Origin of the sequence: Paraburkholderia saeva, from assembly GCF_907164555.1 — a bacterium.
Classification (GTDB): Bacteria; Pseudomonadota; Gammaproteobacteria; order Burkholderiales; family Burkholderiaceae; genus Paraburkholderia; species Paraburkholderia saeva.
The window spans coordinates 511,133-534,231 of record NZ_CAJQZC010000002.1 but is presented as its reverse complement, the minus strand read 5'-3'; the positions used below and the strand labels follow the sequence as shown (position 1 = coordinate 534,231).

The following is a 23,099-nucleotide window of genomic DNA, read 5'->3' as shown; positions in this document are numbered from 1 at the left end:
GCCGCTTTGAATCTGATGTTGAGCTAAATTTGCCTGCCGCCTGCCGCCTGCCGCCTGCCGCCTGCCGCCTGCCGCCTGCCGCCTGCCGCCTGCCGCCTGCCGCCTGCCGCCTGCCGCCATGTCGCCATGTCGCCAGTCAAGCCGCGAAGCGCCGGTCCACTGGTGCCCACACCGCGCGATTGACGCCGCTCACCACCGCATCGACAACAGCAGTTGCCTCGTCGTCACTCACACCGACGCCGTAGCGCACGGTTTGCCCGCCGACGCGACAGCCGACAAACGCCGCGACGCGGCCGTCTGTCGTCCGCTGGATTTCGCACGACGTGATCTCGACGGGCTGACCAGCCGCCGCCGATATCGCCTGCGCCACCGATTGCGCATGCGAACCGGCGCTGCTTTCCGCGCGGATATCGGTCGAAGTCGCGATGCTGACGTCGCGGCTTTCCCACCGCACGGACGTCGCGCTGACGCGCGCGGCCGGACCTTCCGTCTCGAAGTACTCGCGGGTGAAGAGCGCGCAGATTGCGTCACCGGTGATTTCCTCGCCGGACTGATCCGCGACCGTCTGCACCGCGTGGCTGAACTCGATCTGCACACGGCGGGGCGGCGTGAAGCCCATGCCGCGCTCGAGCAGATACGTCGAGCCGCCCTTGCCGGACTGACTGTTCACCCGGATGACCGCGTCGTAACTGCGGCCGAGGTCGGCCGGATCGATCGGCAAATAGGGCACTTCCCAGACGGCGTCGGGCGCCTGCTGCGCGAAACCCTTGCGGATCGCGTCCTGATGCGAGCCGGAAAACGCCGTGAACACGAGATCGCCTGCATACGGATGGCGCGGATGCACCGGAATCTGGTTACAGCGTTCGACTACGCGACGCACCGCGTCGATATCCGAGAAATCGAGTTCCGGATCGATGCCCTGCGTGTAGAGATTCATCGCGAGGGTGACGATGTCGACGTTGCCCGTGCGCTCACCGTTGCCGAAGAGGCACCCTTCGACGCGATCCGCGCCCGCCATCAACGCGAGTTCGGCGGCGGCGACGGCCGTGCCGCGGTCGTTATGAGGATGCACCGAGAGCACGATGCTGTCGCGATAGCCGAGATTGCGGTCCATCCATTCGATCTGGTCGGCGAAGACGTTCGGCGTTGCCGCCTCGACGGTGGCCGGGAGGTTCACGATCATCTTGTGATCGCGCGTCGGGCGCCACGTCTGCGCGACCGCGTCGCACACTTCGCGCGCGAACGTGAGCTCGGTCATGCTGAACGTTTCCGGCGAGTACTGATAGATCCAGTGTGTCTCCGGGCGCGCGTCGGCATATTGCCGGATGATCCGCGTGCCTTCGACGGCGAGTGCCTTCACTTCGTCCTTCGACTGGTTGAACACGATCTTGCGGAACGAGGGCGCGATCGCGTTGTACAGATGCACGATCGCGCGCGGCGCGCCTTCGAGCGCCTCGAATGTGCGTGCGATCAGTTCTTCGCGCGCCTGCACGAGGACTTCGATCGTCACGTCGTCGGGAATACGCTTTTCATCGATGAGCTTGCGAACGAAATCGAAGTCAGTCTGCGAAGCCGACGGAAAGCCGACTTCGATTTCCTTGAAGCCGATAGCGACCAGCGTCTCGAAGAATTCGAGCTTTTGCGCGATGCTCATCGGTTCGATCAGCGACTGGTTGCCGTCGCGCAGATCGGTGCTCATCCAGACCGGCGCACGCTCGATCGTGCGGCTCGGCCACTTGCGGCCTGTCAGGCGGACGGCGGGAAAAGGGCGGTATTTCTCAGCGGGATTGCGCAACATGGTGAGCCTCGTTCGTAGTGTCGTGTTCGTATGCGGGTGCGTGTCAGCGTGCAAGGGGGCGGGCAATGCGGGCTAGCGGCAGCAACGAACGGGCGCGAACGAAGAAGGTCATCGCGATGATGACGCTCGTGACGGTGATGGCTTGTGTCCATGCAACGTGCATTTTGACCTCGCGATTCATCCGCTGGATAAACGGACGAACACTGACGACAGGTTGTAAGAGGAACGGCGGATCTGGGGTGAAACGGACTGCGGAACTGCTGGAGGACCGCGCGCTGAAGCTGGATGCGCGGCGCTACGCCTGACTTACGCTAGACGTAGCGATAGAAGCCGCGGTAGGCGGCTGAGGGTGCTGCGGAGGGTGTTCGGAAGGGAACGCATCCGGTGACTGTATGTCAGCGTGTGGGAGTCTGTCAACCCGCGATCTTCAGTCCGGCGGGTCGAAAGGTGCGGCAAGCGCGGCACGAACGTGCCCGCAGCCGCGCCAGACAGGCTCAGGCGGCCCGTTTCGCGATTCCGGCAATCAGTTCGACCTGACGGCTGATGGCCTGCGGGACCGGCACTTCGCCGCGCAACGCGGCCTCTATCCATGCCGCCGTGGTGGCTGCGTCGCGGGCTTCCGGCAGCGGCACTTCGGGCGCATCCGGTGACGAGCGTTCAGCGGCGACAACCGTTTCGCACGCGCCGTCGTGCAGCCAGTCGATCTGCACCTGACGCCGGGTATCCGCGACGGCCTCGCCTTCCGTGCCGCGTGCCAGCAGCGCGCCGCCGATGGCCGCGTCCGGATGCGCGGCGAACAGCTGCGTGAGGCTTTCGCGATAAGGCGGATGTGTGTAGTTCACGAGGCGCAGCCCGTGCGGCTCGAACGGCTGCAGGATCTTGACGAGCGTATGCGTCGAATTGCGCACGCCCATGCGCCTGCGCAGCGCGAGCAGGCGCGCGAGCTTCGGCGCGAGCGTCGCGATTGGCGAGAACGCGAGGCGGCGCGCGGCCAGTGAGTCTTCGATGTCCGCGCGGCTTCGCGCATGATCGACACCGAGATGCGCGAAGATTTCGGCGCTCGTCACGCGGCCGGGATCGTCGGTCACGCCGTGCACCAGCACCGGCACGCCTTCGCGGGCGAGCAGCATCGCCAGCAGCGGCACGAGATTCGCCTGCTTGCGTGCGCCGTTGTAGCTCGGAATCGAGACCGCCTGAAATGCGTCGTGGGTCACGCGGACGGGCTCGAACGACGCGTGCGCGGCCGACAGCATCGCTGCCAGTTCGTCCGCGCTCTCACCTTTCACGCGGTACGCCAGCAGCACCGCGCCAAGCTCCAGGTCGGACACGCGTCCGTCGAGCATCGCGCCGTACAGCCTGTGCGTGTCCTCGGCGGAGAGAGCGCGCGCGCCGTTCGGCCCGCGGCCGATTTCCTTGATGAAACGGGCGCAGGAGAGCGTATCGGGAGCGGTGTCGGCGGATTCGGTCATCGGATGCAAGGGTTGCGGGTTGGCCTGTGGCACGACGGCCCGCGCATGTGGCCCGTTATTCGGGAAATCTGCGCTCGCGGCAGGCCGTCAAAGCGGTAAAGACCTCCAGTATCGCATCTGTCGCGGTCCTGCAAGATCGCGGGCGCGCGTTACACTTGGCGTTTCGTCGCCGCTTCGGGCGGCATTTCACAGAAAACGGAGAACGGGATGAGTTACGTGTTTGCGCCGGCGCCGGTTGTCGCGGTGCCTGTTGTCGGAGTGAGCGAGCAGTTTGCGGTGCGCCGGATTTACTGTGTGGGTCGCAATTACGCGGCGCATGCGCGAGAGATGGGGCATGATCCCGACCGCGAGCCGCCGTTCTTTTTCTGCAAGCCGGCCGACGCCGTTGTTTATGTCGCGCCGGGCGAAACCGGCGCCTTTCCGTATCCGGCGCTTTCGAATAATGTGCACTTCGAGATGGAACTTGTCGCGGCGATCGGCAAGGCAGGCAAGGACATTCCCGCTGAACACGCGCTCCAGCACGTCTATGGCTATGCGCTCGGGCTCGACATGACGCGCCGCGATCTGCAGGCTGAAGCGAAGAAGCTCGGTCGTCCGTGGGATACGGCGAAGGGGTTCGATCATTCGGCGCCGCTCGGCCCGATCCATTCGGCCTCGAAGGTGGGACACATCGAAAAGGGCGCGATCTGGCTCACCGTCGACGGCGAGGAAAAGCAGCGCTCCGACGTGTCGGACCTGATCTGGTCGATTCCGGACACGATCGCCTATCTGTCGACGCTCTTCGAGCTGCAACCTGGCGATCTGATCTTTACGGGCACACCGGAAGGTGTCGGCGCAGTGGTGAAGGGCCAGGTGATGAAGGGCGGCGTCGACGGGCTGGGCGATTTCAGCGTGCGCGTTGTCTGACCGCGCCGGTCAGGAGAGGAGACACGGCGCATGAAGCTCTACAGTTATTTTCGTAGTTCAGCGTCGTATCGTGTCCGGATCGCGCTGAATCTGAAGAATCTGCCATACGAATATGTGCCGGTTCATCTCGTGCGTAACGGCGGCGAGCAGTTGAAGCCCGAGTACCGGCGGCTGAATCCGGACGCGATCGTGCCGACGCTCGTCGACGGCGACGATGTTTTCACGCAGTCGCTCGCGATCATCGAGTGGCTCGACGAGACGCATCCGGAGCCGCCGCTCTTGCCAGCTGCGCCGCGCGATCGCGCGTATGTCCGCTCGGTCGCGTTGCAGATCGCGTGCGAGATCCATCCGCTCGACAACCTGCGCGTGCTGAAATACCTGAAGCACACGGTCGCTATCGGCGAGGAAGCGAAGGACGCGTGGTATCGCCACTGGGTCGAATCGGGTTTCGCGACGCTGGAGACGCATCTTGCCGGCGATGCGCGTACCGGCAAGCTGTGTTTCGGCGATACGCCGACGCTGGCGGATGCGTGTCTGATTCCGCAGGTGTTCAACGCGCACCGCTTCAAGATCGACACGGCGCCGTATCCCGTGATTCACAGGATCTACGAATACGCGATGACGCTCGACGCGTTTCAGCGTGCAGCGCCGGGTGTCCAGCCGGACGCGGAATAGCGTGGGCGCGTCCCGATATTGACCGGACGATGCAAAAAGGGCATCGAGTGCGGTTCGTGCACTCGACGCCCTTTTTATTGCCGCCCGTTCTGGCGCTGGCGCAACGCTCGCTGGCTAGAAATCCAGCAGCGCGTCGGAGAATTCCTCGGCGCTGAACGGCTGCAAATCCTCGACTTTTTCCCCGATACCGATGAAGTAGACCGGCACCGGACGCTGCCGTGCGATCGCAGCCAGGATGCCGCCCTTCGCGGTGCCGTCGAGCTTCGTGACGATGAGGCCGGTCAGGCCGAGCGCATCGTCGAACGCCTTGACCTGCGCGAGCGCATTCTGGCCGGTGTTCGCATCGATGACGAGCAGCACTTCGTGCGGCGCGCCGTCCTGCGCCTTGCCGATCACGCGCTTCACCTTGCGCAGTTCTTCCATCAGATGCAGCTGGGTCGGCAGACGGCCGGCCGTGTCGGCCATCAGCACGTCGATCTTGCGCGCGCGCGCGGCGCCGACGGCATCGAAGATCACCGCGGCCGGATCGCCGCTTTCCTGCGCGACCACCGTCACGTTGTTGCGCTCGCCCCAGATCGCGAGCTGCTCGCGCGCGGCGGCGCGGAACGTGTCGCCGGCCGCGAGCAGCACCGACTGGTCAAAACGCTGCAGATGCTTGGCGAGCTTGCCGATGCTCGTCGTCTTGCCCGCGCCGTTCACGCCCGCGATCATCATCACGAGCGGCTGCGCACGACCCAGCATCAGGGATTTTTCGAGCGGCTTTAGCAGATCGATCAACAGCGTGCGGAGCGCGGCCTTCACCTGTTGCGGATCGGTCAGCCGTTCGCTGCGGACTTTCTCGCGTAGCGATTCGAGCAGGAATTCCGTGGCGTCGACACCGGCGTCGGACATGAGCAACGCGGTTTCGAGTTCCTCGTACAGGTCTTCGTCGATCTTCGCGCCGACGAAGATGCCCGTCAGGCTCGAACTGGTCTTCGACAGGCCGGTCTTGAGACGTGTCAGCCAGGATTTCTTTGCGGCCGGTTCGGGCGCGGGCGGCGGGACGATTTCGACGGTTTCTTCGTCTGCTGCATCACGCGTGGCCGGCCCAGTGGAGGCGGCCGACGGTGCGGCAGCTGGCTGCGCGACGGGTTGCGGCGGCCGCGGTGCGGTTGTCGGCGCAGCGGTTGTAGGGGAAGCCGGCGGCGCGGAAACTGGGGCGACAGGCCGGACTGACGGAGCGATGGACGCGGCATCGGGCGTACGGGCAGCAGGTGCCGGTTCGGCGACTGGGGTTGCAGGCGAGGCCACAGGCTGACCCGTCGCCGGAGATGCCGGAGGCGCAGAAGGCAGCGGCGTATCGACGCGTTGCACCGGCGCTGGCGCGGGTTCTCGCGCAACTGCTGGCGCTACAGGCGCTGGAGCCGGCTCGACGACCGGGGGCGCCTCAGCCGCAACCGGCGCGTCGGCGGCCGCCTCATCCTGCGGCGCGGCGTCGGAGGTTTTCGAGCCCTTGAATCGTTTGAAAAAACTGAACATGATCTGGCGTGGTGAGAGCGCGCGCCGATTCCCGCGACGCACGACCACGCGACAGCGGCAGGCAGCGTGGCAATGCGGGATGCAAGGCGCTGGAAGCCGCACATTTTATCAGGCGCGCTCCAGCCCGTCCCCGGACGCCTTGCCGAAGCCGCGCAGAGCTTCCCCGCCGGTCCAGGTGGCGTCCACGGCGAACCGGCGCGGGCCTGTGGTAACGTTGGCGCTCCGGCCCGCCGTCGCAGACGCGGGCAACTCTTCAGCAAGACGAATTCCGCATGCCCCGATCCTCTCCTTCCCGCGCGCACGGCGCATCTTCAGGCCGCAGCAAGGCGCCGCACGCAATCCGCATCATCGGCGGCGACTGGAAGCGCACGCCGCTGCCGGTGCTCGATCTGGATGGCCTGCGTCCGACACCCGACCGCGTGCGTGAAACCTTGTTCAACTGGCTTGGGCAGCGACTCGAAGGCCTGCGCTGTCTGGACCTCTTCGCCGGCAGCGGTGCGCTGGGTTTCGAGGCCGCGTCGCGCGGCGCCGCGCGCGTATTGATGGTCGAGCGCAACGGGCGCGCGGCCGCGCAGTTGCGCGCGAATCAGGCGAAACTGGCCGCGCGCGCCATCGAGATCGCCGAAGCCGACGCGCTGCGCCTCGGTGCGAGCCTCGCGCCCGGTTCGTTCGATGTCGTATTCCTTGATCCGCCGTTCGAAACCGACCTGCTTGCACGCGCGCTGACGCTCGCCGTGCCGCTTGTAAGCATTGGCGGTTTTTTGTATGTGGAAGCGGCCGAAGCGCTCGACATCGCACAGACAGAGGCGCTGGCCGGCTGGACTATCGTCCGCCAGGGCAAGGCGGGCGCGGTCCACTATCATTTGCTGCAGCGCGAAAATGAGGAATAATGCGCCTTCCATAACAAGCACCGGACGCCCGCCGTCACGCGTGCGGCCTGGCAGAAGCATTCGCGGGCGCTGAACAGCCCGTTCCAGTGAACAGAGAGGAGAAGTCTCATGGTAGTCGCCGTGTACCCGGGCACATTCGACCCGCTGACGCGCGGTCACGAAGACCTCGTTCGGCGCGCGTCGAGCATTTTCGATACGCTGGTGGTCGGTGTCGCCGACAGCCGCAACAAGAAGCCTTTCTTCACGCTCGAAGAACGCCTCGATATCGCGCACGAAGTGCTAGGCCATTATCCGAACGTGCAGATCATGAGCTTCAAGGGGCTGCTGAAAGACTTCGTCCGGACGAATAACGCGCGCGTGATCGTGCGCGGGCTGCGTGCCGTGTCCGACTTCGAATACGAGTTCCAGATGGCCGGCATGAACCGCTATCTGCTGCCCGACGTCGAAACGATGTTCATGACGCCGTCCGATCAGTACCAGTTCATCTCGGGCACGATAGTCCGCGAAATCGCGCAGCTGGGCGGCGACGTCAGCAAATTCGTGTTTCCTTCGGTGGAAAAATGGCTGACGGAAAAGGTCGCGGCGCTCGATGCCGAGCCGGGTCAGGCAGCGCAGCCGTAAGCAGCGTAAACTGGTGGCTGGCGGAATGATTGCCGGCCCGTTGCCGGCGCGAAGTGAGAAGAAGTATGGCCTTGATGATTACCGACGAGTGCATCAACTGCGACGTGTGCGAGCCCGAGTGCCCGAATGACGCAATTTCGATGGGCCCGGAAATCTACGTGATCGACCCGAAGAAATGCACCGAATGTGTCGGACATTTTGATGAGCCGCAATGCGTGCAGGTTTGTCCCGTGGAATGCATCCCGCGCGATCCGCAGCACGCGGAAACGCCCGATGGCCTGATGGCGAAGTATCACGCGTTGATGGCTGCGAAGGCCGGTTAGCGGAATCGCGGCACAGCCGGTGCAATAAAAAAACGGGCGTTTCGCCCGTTTTTTTATTCAGCGCAATCCAACCTGGCCCACGTAGCCACCGATGTCTTCGCGCAGCGCGTCGAGCAGCGCATCGCACTCGGCATCGGTGCCGATGGAAATGCGCAGATGCTGATCGATGCGCGGCGCGTTGAAGTGACGCACGAAAATCGCTTTCTCGCGAAGTCGGGTGGCAAGCGCGGCCGCTTCATAGCCCTCATGGCGCGCAAACACGAAGTTCGCGGCTGACGGTACCACTTCGAATCCCAGCGCGGTGAGCCCGGCAGACAGCCGCTCGCGACTCGCGATCACCTTGCGGCAGCTGTCGCGGAACCATGCGTCGTCTTCGTACGCGGCGATCGCGGCGGCCTGTGCGAGGCGATCGAGCGGATACGAGTTGAAGCTGTCTTTCACGCGATTGAGCGCGTCGATCAACGCCGCATCGCCGAACGCGAAACCCACGCGCATGCCCGCGAGCGAGCGCGCCTTCGAAGCCGTATGAACCACCAGCAGATTGGGATAGCGATCGATCAGGCCGATCGCCGATTGCGCGCCGAAGTCGACATACGCTTCATCCACGACCACGACCGACTCCGTGTTCCGCTCGAGCAACCGTTCAATTTCAGCGAGCGGCAGCGCGCGGCCGGTCGGCGCGTTCGGATTCGGGAACAGCACGCCGCCGTTGGGTGCCGCGTAGTCGTCGAGACAGATCGCGAACGCATCGTCGAGCGCAATGGTGCGGTATTGGACGTCGTAAAGACGTGCGTACGTCGGATAGAAGCTGTACGTGATGTCGGGGAAAAGGATCGGCTGCGTGTGCTTCAGCAAGGCCTGAAAGACGTGCGCGAGCACTTCGTCCGAACCGTTTCCGACGAACACCTGTTCTATGCGGATGCTGTGATACTTCGCGACCGTTTCGCGCAGTCTGAGGGCGGTCGGATCAGGATAGCGGCGCAGTGTATCGGCGGTCTCGCCGAGTTCGTGACGAATCGCATCGAGCACGCGTGGCGACGGCGGATACGGATTCTCGTTGGTGTTCAGCTTCACGGGGTTCATGTGCAGCGGCTGCTCGCCTGGCACATACGGCTTCAACCGGTGAACGATGTCGCTCCAGAAACGGCTCAAGACGCGGCTCCTTTGGCTGTTGTTCGCGTGGGCGCGGTGATCATGCGACCGGCGGGTTACGGTTGGGCGTTCCGGTGCAACTGCATCATCGCGCGTTCGAGTTCGCCTTTGATGATCACCGGTATCACAGCAAGCGCGCGTTCGATCGACGCGTCGATCACGTCCTGTTCCTCGCGACGCGGCGACTTCAGCACGAAGTTCGCAACATCGGGTTTTGCGGTGGCGCGCGCGCTTTCGGGAATCAGGTCGCGCGGATGACCAATGCCGATCCGCATGCGCCAGTATTGCTGCGACGACAGATGCGCGGTGATGTCCTTCAGGCCGTTGTGACCACCACTGCCACCGCCGAGCTTCAGTTTGACCGCGCCTGGCGGAAGGTCGAGTTCGTCATGCGCGACAAGAATCTCGTCGGGCAGAATCTTGAAGAACTGCGCCACGGCGACGACCGATTGCCCCGAGCGATTCATATACGTCTGCGGTTGGAGCAGATGTACTTCTTCGCCCTGCAGACGCGCCTTCGCATAGAAGCCGTGAAAGCGCCGCTCATCGCGCAACGTCGTGCCCGCTTCGCGCGCGAGCTGGTCGACCAGCCAGAAGCCGGCGTTGTGACGGGTCGCGGTGTATTCGGCGCCCGGATTGCCGAGCCCGACGATCAGCTTGATCATGATTCGATGAGTGTCCCGTTCCCGTGACCCGCCTGATGGGGGCACGAAAAAAGCCGAAAAAAAACCCGCCGGGGCGAACCGCGGCGGGTCACGTCGACCGTCTCAATGAAACGGATCGAGAGGATTTGTTCGCTTCCCGTGCGATCAGGCAGCCGGCTTGTCGCCTTCGCCTTCAGCAGCAGCACCCGAAGCGGCTTCGTCAGCGACGGCGCCAGCCGGGATCGTCGCCGAAGCGATGACCGGGTTTTCTGCTTCAACGTGCGCAACCAGCGAAACGCCGTTCGGCAGCACGATGTCCTTCGCGTGCAGCGCCTGGCCTGCTTCGATCTTCGCCAGGTCGACTTCGAGGAATTCAGGCAGTGCCGACGGCAGGCACTCGATTTCGATTTCGTTCAGAACGTGCGAGATCACCGCGCTCGACAGCTTCACTGCCGGGTTGGTTTCCTGGTTCATGAAGTGCAGCGGCACCTTGGTGTGCAGCTTCTTCTTCGCGTCGACGCGCTGGAAGTCCACGTGCAGCACGAGCTGACGGAACGGGTGGTATTGCACGTCGCGCAGCAGAACCTGTTGCGACTTGCCTGCCACTTCCAGATCGAGGATCGACGAGTGGAACACTTCTTTCTTCAGGGCGTGCCACAGCGCGTTGTGATCGAGTTCGATCAGTTGCGGTTGAGCTTCAGCGCCATACACGATTCCCGGGGTCTTACCGGCAATACGCAGGCGGCGGCTCGCACCCGTACCTTGCAGACTACGCTCGAAAGCGACTACTTTCATCTTGATTCTCCAATGCACTGCCCGCGACCAGGCAGTAAAAATGGGGCCTTCACGCTTTGAGCGCAGGCCCCAGAAGCGACGGCACGAACCTTCGTCCGTTCATGCCGATTGTGCAAAAGCGCAGCATCATGCCGCGCCTTCGCAAATCCTGATTATTCCGCGAACAGCGACATCACCGAGTCGCCGCGACGGATACGCGAGAACGTTTCGGCGAGCAGGCCAGCGCTCGTCAGCGAACGGATCTTCGCGCAAGAACGGGCTTCCTCGCCCAGCGGAATCGTGTCGGTGACGACCAGTTCGTCGAGCGCCGAAGCGGCGATACGTTCGCCTGCGCCACCCGACAGCACCGGGTGTGTCGCATAGGCGAAAACCTGTTTCGCGCCGCGTTCCTTCAGCACCTGCGCTGCCTTGCAGAGCGTGCCGGCGGTATCGACCATGTCGTCCATGATCACGCACGTACGGCCTTCGACTTCACCGATGATGTTCATCACTTCGGCAACGTTCGCCTTCGGACGACGCTTGTCGATGATCGCGAGATCGCAGTTCAGCTGCTTCGCGAGTGCACGTGCACGCACCACGCCGCCAACGTCCGGCGAAACGACCAGCAGGTTCTCGTAGTTCTGCTTGCGCAGATCGCCGAGCAGCACGGGCGTTGCATAGATGTTGTCGACGGGGATGTCGAAGAAGCCCTGAATCTGGTCAGCGTGCAGATCCATCGTGATGATCCGCTCGACGCCGGCGATTTCCAGCATGTTCGCCACGACCTTCGCCGAGATGGCAACGCGCGCTGAACGCGGGCGTCGATCCTGACGGGCATAGCCGAAGTAGGGGATGGCTGCGGTGATCCGGCCAGCGGATGCGCGCTTCAACGCATCGACCATGATCATCAGTTCCATCAGATTGTCGTTCGTCGGTGCGCACGTGGACTGCAGGACGAAGACATCCTTGCCGCGAACGTTTTCCTGAATCTCGACCTGGATTTCACCGTCCGAGAAACGGCTGGCCATGGCCTTGCCGAGGGGAATACCGAGGATCTTGACGACTTCCTGTGCAAGCGCGGGATTCGCGTTGCCAGTAAAAACCATCAGGCCGTCATGGCTGCTCATCGTGCACCTGCTTCAGGCTGGGAGGGCGAGAGAATGCGAGAATTTTTGGCAGGGGAGGAAGGACTCGAACCCTCGAATGCCGGAATCAAAATCCGGTGCCTTAACCAACTTGGCGACTCCCCTACACTAACTTTGAGCGCCGCTGAACGTGTAAGACCATTCAACGATGCAAAACCTTATGCCGCGAAAGCAAAGAGTGGATGTGAATCCAGGCTTGCAGTTACTGCGCTGTTCCACCCGGCTGGCAGTCTGGCTTGCGCCGCTTCTGCTTCACCGCGGTCACGAAACGCCGCAAAAACACTCGCGCCCGATCCGGTCATCCGCGCCGGTGCGATGTTATCAAACCATCTCAGCACCCGCGCAACTTCCGCGTATTTTCCCACGACAACTGGCTGCATGTCATTCCGGCCAAAACTGTCAGGCCATTCTGCGCTGCAACTTTGCTGTGCAAGAAAGTCCGTAATTGTGCGGGGTTCTGTATCTCTTGTCAACGATTTATCGGAAAAAATCGCAGCGGTCGGAACATGAACTTTTGGCGTCACAACGAGGAAATAACGCGGCGGCAATTGTACAACCTGAAGCGCTTCTCCGACACCCTCCGCGAATGCATTTTTTCCGAAGACGAAAAAAGGCACGTCCGCGCCGAGCTTAAGCGCGAGTGTCTGTAGTTCGCCGCGCGGCAATTCAAGCTTCCAGAGACGGTTGAGCGCGAGCAGCGTGGTTGCGGCGTCCGAGCTTCCGCCGCCGAGCCCCGCGCCCATCGGCAGACGCTTGTCGATCTCGATGTCGACGCCTGCGCCCGTGCCCGTGTATGCCTTCAGAAGCGTCGCCGCGCGTACTGTCAGGTCGTGTTCGGCGGGGACGTCGGCGATTTCGGTCGTGCGCGTGATGCGGCCATCGTTGCGCAGTGTGAAGTGCAGCGTATCGCCCCAGTCGAGCAGCTGGAAGACCGTCTGTAGCGCGTGATAACCGTCGGGGCGGCGTCCGTTGATGTGCAGGAAGAGGTTGAGTTTCGCTGGTGCGAGGCAGTCGCGCAGCGTGTTGTTTGTTTCGGTCATGAATTCGGTGGGATACGGGGCTTACTGGTCCAGCACGAGCTTTATGTCGAGCGGCGGCGTGTCGCGGCTCAGATTGACGCGCTTCACGCCGGTGGCGGGCGCGTCGGCGTAGGCAATGTAGTCGATGGTCCAGCCGTCCTGCTGGATCTGCTTCAGACGCGTTTCCTGCTGCGGATCGGTCACCGTCTTTGCCCGCGAAGTGGGCGCCGCCGACGGTTGCAGCCAGTAACGCAGCCCTTCGACCGGCAGCGCAAAACCGAGCGCATTCTGCATCAGTGTGGAGACGTTGTCAGCGGTGAGCGGCTGGCGGTTCGGCAATTCGAGCGTGGCCGATGCCGGCGACGATGTGATGATCGCGAGCGTCTGGCCGAGCGGATTGCGCAACTGGAGGCTCACGGTGTCACCGGTTTCCTGCCACTGGAAGTTGCCATATGCGTTGCGCTGCTGGCCGTTCTGGTCGTTGTACTGCACGGCAAAGCGGCCGTGATACGCACGCGTGGTCTGCGCGGTGACGGCCGTTGCTGCGTTCGACGTGGACGGGCCCTCCGGCTTGACGGAAGCACAGCCCGCGAGCGCCACGAGCGCTGCGGCCGCGAGGCCCAGGGCCGCGCGACGCGGTGCGGCCACCGGACGGATAAGACTGGACATGCGCATCAGAGATCGTTCACCTGGAAACGTTGAAGCGTTTTGACCAGCGTGTCGTTGTCGGGTTCGAGCTTCTTCGCCTGGCGCCATGCGTCCCGCGCCTTGTCCTGATCGCCGGTTTTCCACAGCACTTCGCCCAGGTGCGCGCCAATTTCGGCGTTCGGCTGCAGATCGTATGCCTTGCGCAGCACCTTGATCGCGTCCGACGTATTGCCGAGGCGATACTTCACCCAGCCGACGCTGTCCATGATGAACGCGTCATTCGGCGCGAGCGATGCGGCCTTCGCGATCAGCTTGTCGGCCTCCTGAAGGCGCTGGTTGCGGTCCGCCAGCGAATAGCCGAGCGCGTTGTACGCCTGCGGATTATCCGGTTGCGTCTGCATCAGCTTGCGCAACTGCGTTTCCATCACGTCGTAATGGCCGGTCTTTTCGGCGGCCATCGCGTAGTCGTAGGCGAGATCGGGATCGTCGGGGTATTCCGCGCTTGCCTGCGCGAGGCGCGCCTCGGCTTCCGTGTAACGTTTTGCATCGAAGAGGATTGCCGCGTCGGTACGCACGATCAGCGACTGGTCGCGCGGGTCGGGCGATTGCAGGCTCGCGAGCAGCTTGCGGGCGTCGTCGGGCTTGCCCTGTTTTTCGAGCAGCTGGGCACGCGTGATCTGCGCCGGAATGTACTGCTGGCTGGACGGCTGGATGTGATTCAGCCAGTCGCTGGCAGCAGTTTCGTTCTTCTGTTCGAGTGACAGCTGCGCGAGATAGATGTACGCCTGGCCCGCATCTGCGCCAGGCGTCTTTTCGGCCTGCTTTGCGTATTGCGTCAGGTACGTCTGCGCGTCGGCGTAATTCTTCTGCTGGATCTTGATCAGCGCGAGCGCCATGAGCGGCGTCAGGTCGTTCGGGTTGTCGTGACGCATGATCTCGAACTGCTTCTGCGCGTCGTCCAGACGGTCGCTCGCGAGATACATCTGCGCGAGCGCAAGGCGCGCGTCGTGCGATTTCGGGTTCTGCTGCAGATACTTTTCGAGCGAAGCGATCCCTTCCTTGCGCTCTTCCGGACCCATCTGCGACAGCGTCAGCGCGGCCGGCAGATAGTCGGGCTTCAGCGCCAGCGCCTGTTCAAGCGATTTGCGCGCGCCCGGCGCGTCGTCGCAGACGAGCTGCTGTCGGGCAATCGCAAGCTGCGCTTCCGGGCGGTCCAGGTCGTTCTTCAGCAGATCCTGCAGCACGTGCAGGCCGCCGATACGATTGGGGCCGCGCGAAATCAGCAGTTGCAGCGCGAGCATCGCGTTGCCGCGATTGTCGGCCGGAACCTTCGCCAGCTCCTTCGCGAGAAGCGGCGAGGCTTCGTCGGGCTTGCCGGACAGCACGAGCAGCGATGCGTCGAGCTGCGCCGCGCGTTCCGAACCCGGCGCATACTGCTGCCACAACTGCGCGGCGGCAAGCGCGTCGGCCGGGCTCTGTGCGCCCAGCGCGATTTCCGTGGCGCGTTGCGCCATGCGCGGGTCATGCGTGTCGCGAGCGAGCGCCAGGTAGGTCTGGTAAGCCGGCGCAGGCTGGTTTCGCTGCAACGCGACTTCAGCCGCGAGCACCTGAAACACGATCTGGCTGGACAGCGAAATCGCCGGCAGGTTTTTCTGCTCTTCCGGCGACGGCTGCCCCAGCGCGTCCTGCACTGAAAGGGAACTATCGTCGGAATCCGGCGACGGGTCCTGCGCGTGCGCAGGCAGCGCGATGAACGCCCATGCGGCGACAACCGCCGCGCCAAGCATCCGCTGGACGGAGACAGTGCGCGGCACGCGGGTCAGAGGGGCCGGGCGCCGGTAAAACAGCTTCACGAAGGACACGTTCATGGAAATCCGATCAATGTTTCGGTCGATTGTAACGCGCTCGCTACAATACGCGCACAACCACCCACGCAAGTTGCAGACCAGTTAGACATGCCAGAGTTGCCGGAAGTTGAGGTTACCCGTCGGGGAATCGAGCCCTATGTGGCAGGACGACGCGTCGAACGCGTCGATGTGCGCACGCCTGCGCTGCGCTGGCCGGTTCCGGCCGACCTTGCAAAAACATTGTGCGGGCGCGTGATCCGCCAGGTCGAACGGCGCGGCAAGTATCTGCTCTTCGAAATCGACGAGGGCTGGTTCATTGTGCATCTCGGCATGACGGGCACGCTACGCGTTCTGCGCAACGTGTCTCATCCTCCGGCCGCGGCGAAGCACGATCATATCGACTGGATCTTCGACGAATTTATTCTGCGCTATCGCGATCCACGCCGCTTCGGCGCGGTGCTGTGGCATCCGCGAGCGGCCGGTGACGTGCTCGATCATCCGCTCCTCGCCGGGCTCGGCGCCGAGCCTTTGACGCCAGCGTTCTCCGGCGCGCTGATGCACCGGCAAACACGTGGCCGCAAGGTGTCGGTGAAGCAGGTACTGCTCGCGGGCGCAATCGTGGTTGGCGTGGGAAATATCTATGCATCGGAGAGCCTTTTTCGCGCCGGTATTCGCCCAACCACTGCCGCTGGGCGCGTTTCGCTCATCCGCTACGAACTGCTCGCGGACGCCGTGCGCCTGACGCTTGCCGCCGCCATCGAGAAAGGCGGCAGCACGTTGCGCGATTTTGTCGGCAGCGACGGTGCGAGCGGTTATTTCCAGCTCGACTATTTCGTCTATGATCGCGCCGGGCTGCCATGCCGCGTCTGCGGCACGCCGATCAGACAGATCGTGCAAGGCCAGCGCTCCACTTACTTTTGCCCCACCTGTCAGCGCTGATGTCCACTCTTTCTCTTTCTGTTCCCTCGTCGCTGACCGATTTTTCCGCGCGGCTGATCGCGTGGCAACGCACGCATGGCCGTCACGACCTGCCGTGGCAGAACACGCGCGATGCGTATCGCATCTGGCTGTCCGAGATCATGCTGCAGCAGACGCAGGTATCGACGGTCATTCCGTACTACGAGCGATTTCTCGGCCGCTTTCCGGATGTCGCAGCGCTTGCCGCCGCGCCGCTCGACGACGTGATGGCGTTGTGGGCCGGCCTCGGTTACTACTCGCGTGCGCGTAATCTGCATCGTTGCGCGCAGACGGTTGTCGAGCAGCACGGCGGCGCGTTTCCGGTGTCCGTCGAAGCGCTCGCGGAACTGCCTGGCATCGGGCGTTCGACGGCGGCTGCCATTGCGTCGTTTGCGTTCGGCGCGCGCGCGACGATTCTCGATGGCAACGTGAAACGCGTGCTTGCGCGCGTCTTCGGTGTCGAAGGATTTCCGGGCGAGAAGCGCGTCGAGAACGCGATGTGGACGCTGGCTGAATCGCTGTTGCCTTCAGCCGCGAACGACGATGACGTGAGCGCCTACACCCAGGGTTTGATGGATCTCGGCGCGACGCTGTGCATGCGCGGCAAACCCGATTGCGCGCGCTGCCCGTTCGCCGCCGATTGTGTCGCGAACGTCACCGGACGCCAGCGCGAATTGCCGGTTGCGCGCCCGAAGAAAGCGATTCCGACGCGTCGCACGTGGATGCTCGTCCTGCGTGACGGCAACGCGGTGATGCTGGAAAAGCGCCCGCCCTCGGGAATCTGGGGCGGCTTGTGGAGCCTGCCGGAAGCGTCCGGCGAAGCGGCGCTCGCAGAACGCGCGGAGGGATACGGCGCATCGGGGAGCATGATGCCGCTCGCGACGCTCACGCATACGTTCACGCACTTCCGGCTGGATATCGAGCCTCGCGTTGTGGATCTGGGCAACCTGCGGGCGACGCTCGCAAGCGTCGGCGATGACCAAACCGTCTGGGTCGCGCTGCATGAACTCGACGCCTATGGCGTGCCCGCGCCGGTTCGCAAGCTGCTCGATGCGATGCAGGGGTCGCTGCTTTAGTCGCGTTGCGCTACAGCAGTTGATGCTGTTGCATGTAGTGATGCACGACGTCGATTCGTGCGCCGGCGTCCTGCAGTTCCATCAGCTTTTGCCGCGCGCGCAACGCTATCGGCAGTACCTCTGACAGACGGTTCGACACCCACGAAGGATCATTGAGCCTGAACGGTTCGGCAAACGGCAGGCTGTCGGCATCGCGCTCGCGGATCGTCGCGATGATGCGTTCCAGCACTTCCGCGCAGGCGCCGAAACGCTCGACATGCACAGTGCCTTCGAGCGGAATGTCGTCGCCGATGGGCTCGGCCATGCCGACCAGCAAGCCGTCCGGTTGCGCGCGGTGCGACAGCAGACGGAAGCGCTGCGTGCCGCGCGCGCGGATCAGCAGCATGCCGAACGATTCCACATCGCATTGCTCGATTTCAGCCAGACAGCCGACCGTTTCGGGCACGGACGGTTCGTCCGGCTTGGCCACTTCGCCGCCGCTCTTCAGCAGGCAGACGCCGAACGGCGTCTTCTCGCGAAGACACTCGCTTGCCATGTCCAGATAACGTGCCTCGAAGATTTTCAGCGGCAGCAGGCCGCCGGGAAACAGCACCGTATGCAGTGGAAAAAGCGGCAGATCGGCAATCACGGCAGGAGTAGTGGACATTGCGCAACGCTCGAAGGTTAGGGCCGCGCGATGCGGCCGGTTAAGCCACCAGCTTCGAAGATTCGCCGACGTCAAGCGGCGCATCGCGGTGCCGCACAATCACATTCGATTCGCCCGAAAGACGCGCGGCGAGCGTCTCGGCGATAAACACGGAACGATGCTGGCCGCCCGTGCAGCCAATCGCGACGGTCAGATAGCTGCGGTTGTCGTCGCGGAAATGCGGCAGCCACTTCGCGATGAATCCGTGGATGTCATCGATCATCTGCGTGACGACCGGCAGCGCGCCGAGAAAATCGATCACAGGCTTGTCGAGGCCGGTGAGCGGACGCAGTTCGCGGTCGTAGTAAGGGTTCGGCAGCGTGCGCACGTCGAAGACGAAATCAGCATCGAGCGGCACGCCGCGTTTGAAGCCGAACGATTCGAACATTAGAGTGAGCCCCGCGCGTTCCTGCTCGATAAAGCGTTTGACCCATGCGCGCAGCACGTTCGCGCGCAGATTGCTGGTGTCGATCTGGTGGCCGAACTCGGCGAGATTCGCGACCAGTTCGCGTTCGTTTTCGATGGCTTCTTCGAGCGAGCGCAGTACGCCGACGTCCGCATCATGCGACGGCGAACCCGACAGCGGATGACGCCGGCGCGTCTCGGAAAAGCGCTGGATAAGCGATTGCGTGCTCGCGTTCAGAAACAGCACGCGTACATCGTGTTCGCGCGCGAGGTCGCGGATCATTTCGGGCATTTCGTCGAGCGATGCGCTGGAGCGCGCATCGATCGCAACCGCGAGGCGCTCGTGGCCGTGTTCGCCGAGGTAGGTGGCGAGTTGTGGCAGGAAGCGCGGCGGAAGGTTGTCGACGCAGTAGTACCCCGCGTCTTCAACCGCGTTCAGTGCGACAGACTTGCCGGAGCCGGAAATGCCGGTGATCAGGATAATGCGCATGAGGTCGTGAAATCCGTTCGTTTCATCATAGCATCCGCCCCGCGCACTGGTGGCGCGATACCTTGATGTACCGCAGGCTTCACGCCTCGCTAGATCAGCTTGCCGGGAAACTGGCTGTCCGGATCCTGCATGGCGAGACGCTGGCGGTCCATGAAGTCACGCAGCGTGTCGATGCCGCGCAGTTGCAGGATCGTGTTGCGCACGGCCGCCTCGACGAGCACGGCGAGGTTGCGGCCGGCCGCAACCTGAATGGTGACCTTGCTGATGGGGAGGCCCAGCACGTCGACGGTCTGGCTTTCGAGCGGCAGGCGCTGGAACTCGCCATCGGGCCGGCGTACGAGCTGAACGATCAGCTTCAGCTTCATTTTCCGGCGCACCGCGGTTTCACCGAAAATCGTCTTGATGTCGAGCAGACCCAGACCGCGCACTTCGAGCAGATTCTGCAGGAGCGGCGGGCAGCGTCCTTCGACGAAGTCGGGCCCGAGCCGCACGAAATCGACCGCGTCGTCAGCGACAAGGCCGTGGCCGCGGCTGATCAGTTCCAGACCGAGTTCGCTCTTGCCGAGGCCCGAGTCGCCTGTGAGCAGCACGCCCATGCCGAGAATGTCGAGGAACACGCCATGCAGCGTGGCACGCGGCGCGAGAATGCGCGACATGTAAAGACGCAGGCTGTCGATCACGGCCGCAGCCGACATCGGCGTGGTGAAGAGCGGCGTGGACGAGCGCGTGCAGCGCAGCACCAGTTCTGGCGGCGCGGCCACGCCACCTGCGACGACGAGGAACGGCGGCTCCAGCGCGATCAGCTCGGCCATGTGGCGCGAGCGGCTTTCGTCGGCCTGGCGCTGGTAATACTCGACTTCGGCGTCGCCCAGCACCTGAATGCGGTTCGGGTGTATCAGGTTCAGGTGGCCGACGAGATCGGCGCTGGAAGTGGCGTACGCAACCGTTTCCGCCGAAAACCCGCGCTCCCAGCCTTCATGCCCGGTCAGCCAGCTGAGTTTCAGCGCGGCGGCGTTGTCGTCGAAAATGCTCTGGGCGTTGATGCTGGACGTATCCATGAGTCCGTGACTCCGTTATGGGCCGCTGGCCCGCGCGCCTGGCCTTTGCCGGCGTCAAGTATCGCGGCCGGTCCGGCCGGCGTGGGCCTGGCCGGTTCTGGTGCTGTTGCCGGGCCTGTTTTTAGCGAGCGCCGCCTTCAATACGTCAAGGTTGCCACTGAGTGAGCAGGCGATGCAACGCCTCGCGGTCTTCTTCCGTGTGCAGCCGCTCGCGTGCTTCGCGATCGGACAGCAATTGCGCGATTTCCGACAGGATTTCCAGATGCTGCTGGGTGGCCTGTTCCGGCACGAGCAGGAAGATCAGCAGGGAAACCGGCTGACCGTCGGGGGACTCGAATGGAATGGGGTCGGCGAGACGCACGAACGCGGCGAGCGGATGCTTCAGGCCCTTGATCCGGCCGTGAGGAATCGCAACGCCTTCGCCGAGCCCCGTCGACCCGAGGCGCTCGCGCGCAAACAGATTGTCAGTGACCGTACTGCGGGCGATGCCGTTCTGGTTCTCGAAGATCAGGCCAGCCTGTTCGAAGACACGCTTTTTGCTGGTAACGGCAAGACCGACGACGACATTCTCGAGGGGAAGATATTTGGCTAGACGATTCATGTTGGCAGGCGGAAACGTGGCCTGGATTCTCCTCGCCGTAGCGTTTGGGTGGCGTTCCATGTTCAGCAGGTGCTCACGGCGATATGGCGATAGACGGTAGAGACCGAAAGCGCAGGACTACCGCTGATTGACCCCGATAGTAACCGGAACATTATAGAACAGGGTGATCACGGATGGTGCGGCGCGCCATCGATGAAAAACGAGCTTCCCCGCGAGCGATTCTGTGCGGGTTCCGGCGCATGGGAGATTGTGATGCAGGCGGGCGGGCGCCCAACGAAAAACCGCCCGTATCCGGGCGGTTTGGCGGGAAAGGCCTGAAGGAACCTTCTGGTGGTCCTTTTATTGCGGCGGCACTTCGATTTGCGGTGCCAGCGGCTGATATTTGATCGCTTCGTGCTGATGGCCCTGGAGGCGATCCTTGTGACGAATGACTTGCCTGTCCAGCTTGTCGATCATCAGGTCGATTGCGGCGTACAGGTCGCCATCCGCGCTTTCGACAAATAAGTCCTTGCCCTTCACATGCAGGTTGATTTCAACCTTTTGACGCTTTTCCTTTTCCTTGTGGTTGTCGACCGAGAGGACCACACTGCCATCGATTACCTGATCGAAATGTCTTAGCACCTTGTCCAGTTTGGAGATCACGTATTCGCGCAACGCAGGCGTTACTTCGAGATGGTGTCCACTGATCTTCAGATTCATAGTGCTTCTCCATGCTAGTGGCCGCCTTGACGTGCATGGCCCAGCAAGTGCCGGTCGAACTGTCGGCTCGCCGTCCAGTCTTCCCCTGTGACTGGCTGTTGACGGGTCGCATCGGCCAGCCTTGTCGCCTGACGCGCCGCGGCCGGTAAAGGCCGGCCACAGTATGCGACCGGCTACAGAGACTTGCGCAGGTTGACTGCGGGGATTCTCAGGGCCTCACGGTACTTCGCGACGGTACGCCGCGCCACGACAAAGCCCTGTTCCGCCAGCAGTTCGGCTATGCGGCTGTCTGAAAGAGGAGATTTCGGCTCTTCTGCTCCTATCAGTTGCTTGATGAGCGCGCGAATAGCCGTTGATGAGGCTGCGCCACCCGTGTCCGTGGAAACGTGCGATCCAAAGAAGTACTTGAATTCAAGCGTCCCGAAGGGCGTGAGCATGTACTTGCCCGTTGTCACACGCGAGACAGTCGACTCGTGTAATCCCAGCGTATCAGCAATTTCCCGCAAAACCAAGGGGCGCATGGCAATTTCGCCGTGCACAAAAAAGCTCTTCTGGCGCTCGACAATGGCCTGCGCAACCCGCAGGATTGTCTCGAATCGCTGCTGGATATTCTTGATCAGCCAGCGTGCTTCCTGGAGTTGCTGGCGCAACGAACCGCTACCCGGATCGCCCCTGCTATTGCGAAGAATGTTTGCATAAAGATGATTTATGCGCAGTTTGGGGACGACTTCCGGATTCAGCTCTGCGGTCCACCCCTGGGCCGTTCGCTTCACCATGATGTCCGGCACGACGTAGTCCGCTTCCGCCTTGCCGTACGCGGCGCCCGGAAACGGTTCGAGTGAGCGGATGAGCGCGTGTGCTTCGCGCAGTTCGTCGTCATTGGCCTTCAGATGCTTGCGCAGACGCGTGAAATCGCGCGCTGCGAGCAGTTCCAGGTGATGGGCGACGATATCGAGTGCAAGCGTGCGCGTGGGCGACGGTTCGAGTCGCAGAAGTTGCAGCTTCAGACATTCGGACGCCGAACGTGCACCGACCCCCGCGGGATCGAAGCTGTGCAGGAGCGCAAGCGCCGCATTCAGTTCGTCGAGATCGACCTCGAGTTCGTCAGGCAGGTCTGCGAGCACTTCTTCGAGCGTGGCCGTGAGGTAGCCGTCGTCATCGAGCGATTCGATCAGGAAGATGATGAGCGCGCGGTCACGTTGACCCGCCTGCGTGACGCGCAATTGTGCGGAAAGGTGATCGCGCAGGCTCGTGCTCGATTCGTGGATCTGCAACGGCGGCAGATCGTCGTCATCCGATGCGGTACCCGAGCGGCCGTAGTCGTCGAGATTCCACTGGCTGGACTCGCCATTGCTGTCGGACGAGAGGCCGTTGTATTCGTCGACGCCCTGCGGCTCGCCGTTCTCTGAGCGTTCAGAACTGCTGGATGAAGACGGGCTCGAGTTGCCCATCTGTTCCTGCGTGGGCGCGTTGCCCGGCGCCTGCGTGATCAGCGAGCCGTCCGCCGCGACGCGCAATGGACTCGCAATCCAGTCGTCCTCGTTTTCGAGCAGCGGATTCTGGGCGATCGCCATCGAGACTTCCTGCTGCAGCTCAAGCGTAGACAACTGCAGCAGCCGGATGGACTGCTGTAGTTGCGGGGTCAGCGCAAGATGCTGCGACAGGCGGAGTTGGAGGCTGGCTTTCATGGCAGATTGAG

23 protein-coding genes and 1 tRNA gene are annotated in these 23,099 nt (G+C 63.1%); 7 read left to right on the top strand and 17 right to left on the bottom strand.

The window, feature by feature from the left end; translation table 11 throughout:
- Positions 1-136: 136 nt before the first annotated feature.
- Together leuA and ybiB are read right to left on the bottom strand one after the other, a co-directional pair.
- On the bottom strand, positions 137-1,798 hold the full coding sequence (leuA, locus tag LPA36_RS06625) for a 2-isopropylmalate synthase (protein ID WP_228875334.1): 1,662 nt from the start codon (positions 1,796-1,798) through the stop codon (positions 137-139).
- Between the two features lie 494 nt (positions 1,799-2,292).
- Positions 2,293-3,267, bottom strand: a complete 975-nt coding sequence (ybiB, locus tag LPA36_RS06620) for a DNA-binding protein YbiB (RefSeq protein ID WP_228875635.1) — start codon at positions 3,265-3,267, stop codon at positions 2,293-2,295.
- 207 nt (positions 3,268-3,474) lie between these two features.
- Between ybiB and LPA36_RS06615 the strand changes: the two genes are divergently transcribed.
- Together LPA36_RS06615 and maiA are read left to right on the top strand one after the other, a co-directional pair.
- Positions 3,475-4,173, top strand: a complete 699-nt coding sequence (locus LPA36_RS06615; RefSeq protein ID WP_228875333.1) for a fumarylacetoacetate hydrolase family protein — start codon at positions 3,475-3,477, stop codon at positions 4,171-4,173.
- Positions 4,174-4,203: 30 nt separating this feature from the next.
- The gene (maiA, locus tag LPA36_RS06610; RefSeq protein WP_228875332.1) at positions 4,204-4,848 is read left to right on the top strand and encodes a maleylacetoacetate isomerase; all 645 of its coding nucleotides are present in this window, start codon (positions 4,204-4,206) and stop codon (positions 4,846-4,848) included.
- Positions 4,849-4,962: 114 nt separating this feature from the next.
- Here the strand turns inward: maiA and ftsY are convergent, their stop codons facing one another.
- Positions 4,963-6,366: a signal recognition particle-docking protein FtsY gene (gene ftsY, locus LPA36_RS06605; RefSeq protein ID WP_228875331.1), complete on the bottom strand. Its 1,404-nt coding sequence runs from the start codon at positions 6,364-6,366 to the stop codon at positions 4,963-4,965.
- Positions 6,367-6,638: 272 nt separating this feature from the next.
- Between ftsY and rsmD the strand changes: the two genes are divergently transcribed.
- From rsmD to LPA36_RS06590, 3 genes are all read left to right on the top strand, one after another.
- Complete coding sequence (rsmD, locus tag LPA36_RS06600; protein WP_228875330.1) at positions 6,639-7,256, top strand: 16S rRNA (guanine(966)-N(2))-methyltransferase RsmD; 618 nt, start codon at positions 6,639-6,641, stop codon at positions 7,254-7,256.
- Positions 7,257-7,364: 108 nt separating this feature from the next.
- Complete coding sequence (coaD, locus tag LPA36_RS06595; RefSeq protein ID WP_228875329.1) at positions 7,365-7,877, top strand: pantetheine-phosphate adenylyltransferase; 513 nt, start codon at positions 7,365-7,367, stop codon at positions 7,875-7,877.
- A gap of 65 nt (positions 7,878-7,942) precedes the next feature.
- Complete coding sequence (locus LPA36_RS06590; RefSeq protein WP_228875328.1) at positions 7,943-8,200, top strand: YfhL family 4Fe-4S dicluster ferredoxin; 258 nt, start codon at positions 7,943-7,945, stop codon at positions 8,198-8,200.
- Positions 8,201-8,257: 57 nt separating this feature from the next.
- Here LPA36_RS06590 and hisC read toward each other — a convergent pair whose 3' ends face one another.
- From hisC to LPA36_RS06550, 8 genes are all read right to left on the bottom strand, one after another.
- Positions 8,258-9,352: a histidinol-phosphate transaminase gene (gene hisC / locus LPA36_RS06585; RefSeq protein WP_228875327.1), complete on the bottom strand. Its 1,095-nt coding sequence runs from the start codon at positions 9,350-9,352 to the stop codon at positions 8,258-8,260.
- A gap of 56 nt (positions 9,353-9,408) precedes the next feature.
- On the bottom strand, positions 9,409-10,017 hold the full coding sequence (gene pth, locus LPA36_RS06580) for an aminoacyl-tRNA hydrolase (protein WP_228875326.1): 609 nt from the start codon (positions 10,015-10,017) through the stop codon (positions 9,409-9,411).
- Positions 10,018-10,161: 144 nt separating this feature from the next.
- Positions 10,162-10,791, bottom strand: coding sequence for a 50S ribosomal protein L25/general stress protein Ctc (locus LPA36_RS06575; protein WP_228875325.1), 630 nt, complete (start codon positions 10,789-10,791; stop codon positions 10,162-10,164).
- Between the two features lie 152 nt (positions 10,792-10,943).
- Positions 10,944-11,897: a ribose-phosphate pyrophosphokinase gene (locus LPA36_RS06570; RefSeq protein ID WP_228875324.1), complete on the bottom strand. Its 954-nt coding sequence runs from the start codon at positions 11,895-11,897 to the stop codon at positions 10,944-10,946.
- Positions 11,898-11,943: 46 nt separating this feature from the next.
- Positions 11,944-12,020: transfer RNA gene (locus tag LPA36_RS06565), tRNA-Gln, on the bottom strand.
- A gap of 53 nt (positions 12,021-12,073) precedes the next feature.
- Positions 12,074-12,955: a 4-(cytidine 5'-diphospho)-2-C-methyl-D-erythritol kinase gene (gene ispE, locus LPA36_RS06560; protein ID WP_228875323.1), complete on the bottom strand. Its 882-nt coding sequence runs from the start codon at positions 12,953-12,955 to the stop codon at positions 12,074-12,076.
- 21 nt (positions 12,956-12,976) lie between these two features.
- Complete coding sequence (lolB, locus tag LPA36_RS06555) at positions 12,977-13,609, bottom strand: lipoprotein insertase outer membrane protein LolB (RefSeq protein WP_228875322.1); 633 nt, start codon at positions 13,607-13,609, stop codon at positions 12,977-12,979.
- Positions 13,609-15,450, bottom strand: coding sequence for a tetratricopeptide repeat protein (locus tag LPA36_RS06550; protein WP_228875321.1), 1,842 nt, complete (start codon positions 15,448-15,450; stop codon positions 13,609-13,611). Before LPA36_RS06550 ends, lolB begins: the two co-directional genes overlap by 1 nt.
- 87 nt (positions 15,451-15,537) lie before the next feature.
- Between LPA36_RS06550 and mutM the strand changes: the two genes are divergently transcribed.
- Positions 15,538-16,368 (top strand): bifunctional DNA-formamidopyrimidine glycosylase/DNA-(apurinic or apyrimidinic site) lyase, encoded by an 831-nt coding sequence (gene mutM / locus LPA36_RS06545; protein WP_228875320.1) that lies wholly within the window; start codon positions 15,538-15,540, stop codon positions 16,366-16,368.
- Entirely contained in the window at positions 16,368-17,462 is a 1,095-nt protein-coding gene (gene mutY, locus LPA36_RS06540; RefSeq protein WP_228875319.1) for an A/G-specific adenine glycosylase, read from the top strand. The genes mutM and mutY overlap by 1 nt, the downstream gene beginning before the upstream one ends.
- Positions 17,463-17,472: 10 nt before the next feature.
- Here the strand turns inward: mutY and LPA36_RS06535 are convergent, their stop codons facing one another.
- The 6 genes from LPA36_RS06535 to LPA36_RS06510 all read right to left on the bottom strand — a co-directional run bounded on the left by LPA36_RS06535 (position 17,473) and on the right by LPA36_RS06510 (position 23,088).
- A complete protein-coding gene (locus tag LPA36_RS06535; protein ID WP_228875318.1) occupies positions 17,473-18,108 on the bottom strand; it encodes an LON peptidase substrate-binding domain-containing protein in 636 nt (211 codons plus the stop codon).
- A 40-nt stretch (positions 18,109-18,148) separates the two neighbouring features.
- On the bottom strand, positions 18,149-19,042 hold the full coding sequence (rapZ, locus tag LPA36_RS06530) for an RNase adapter RapZ (RefSeq protein WP_228875317.1): 894 nt from the start codon (positions 19,040-19,042) through the stop codon (positions 18,149-18,151).
- Between the two features lie 89 nt (positions 19,043-19,131).
- On the bottom strand, positions 19,132-20,100 hold the full coding sequence (gene hprK / locus LPA36_RS06525; RefSeq protein WP_228875316.1) for an HPr(Ser) kinase/phosphatase: 969 nt from the start codon (positions 20,098-20,100) through the stop codon (positions 19,132-19,134).
- A 145-nt stretch (positions 20,101-20,245) separates the two neighbouring features.
- A complete protein-coding gene (locus tag LPA36_RS06520; protein WP_228875315.1) occupies positions 20,246-20,761 on the bottom strand; it encodes a PTS sugar transporter subunit IIA in 516 nt (171 codons plus the stop codon).
- 279 nt (positions 20,762-21,040) lie between these two features.
- A complete protein-coding gene (gene hpf / locus LPA36_RS06515) occupies positions 21,041-21,400 on the bottom strand; it encodes a ribosome hibernation-promoting factor, HPF/YfiA family (RefSeq protein WP_090527739.1) in 360 nt (119 codons plus the stop codon).
- Between the two features lie 173 nt (positions 21,401-21,573).
- Entirely contained in the window at positions 21,574-23,088 is a 1,515-nt protein-coding gene (locus LPA36_RS06510) for an RNA polymerase factor sigma-54 (RefSeq protein ID WP_228875314.1), read from the bottom strand.
- Between the last annotated feature and the right edge of the window lie 11 nt (positions 23,089-23,099).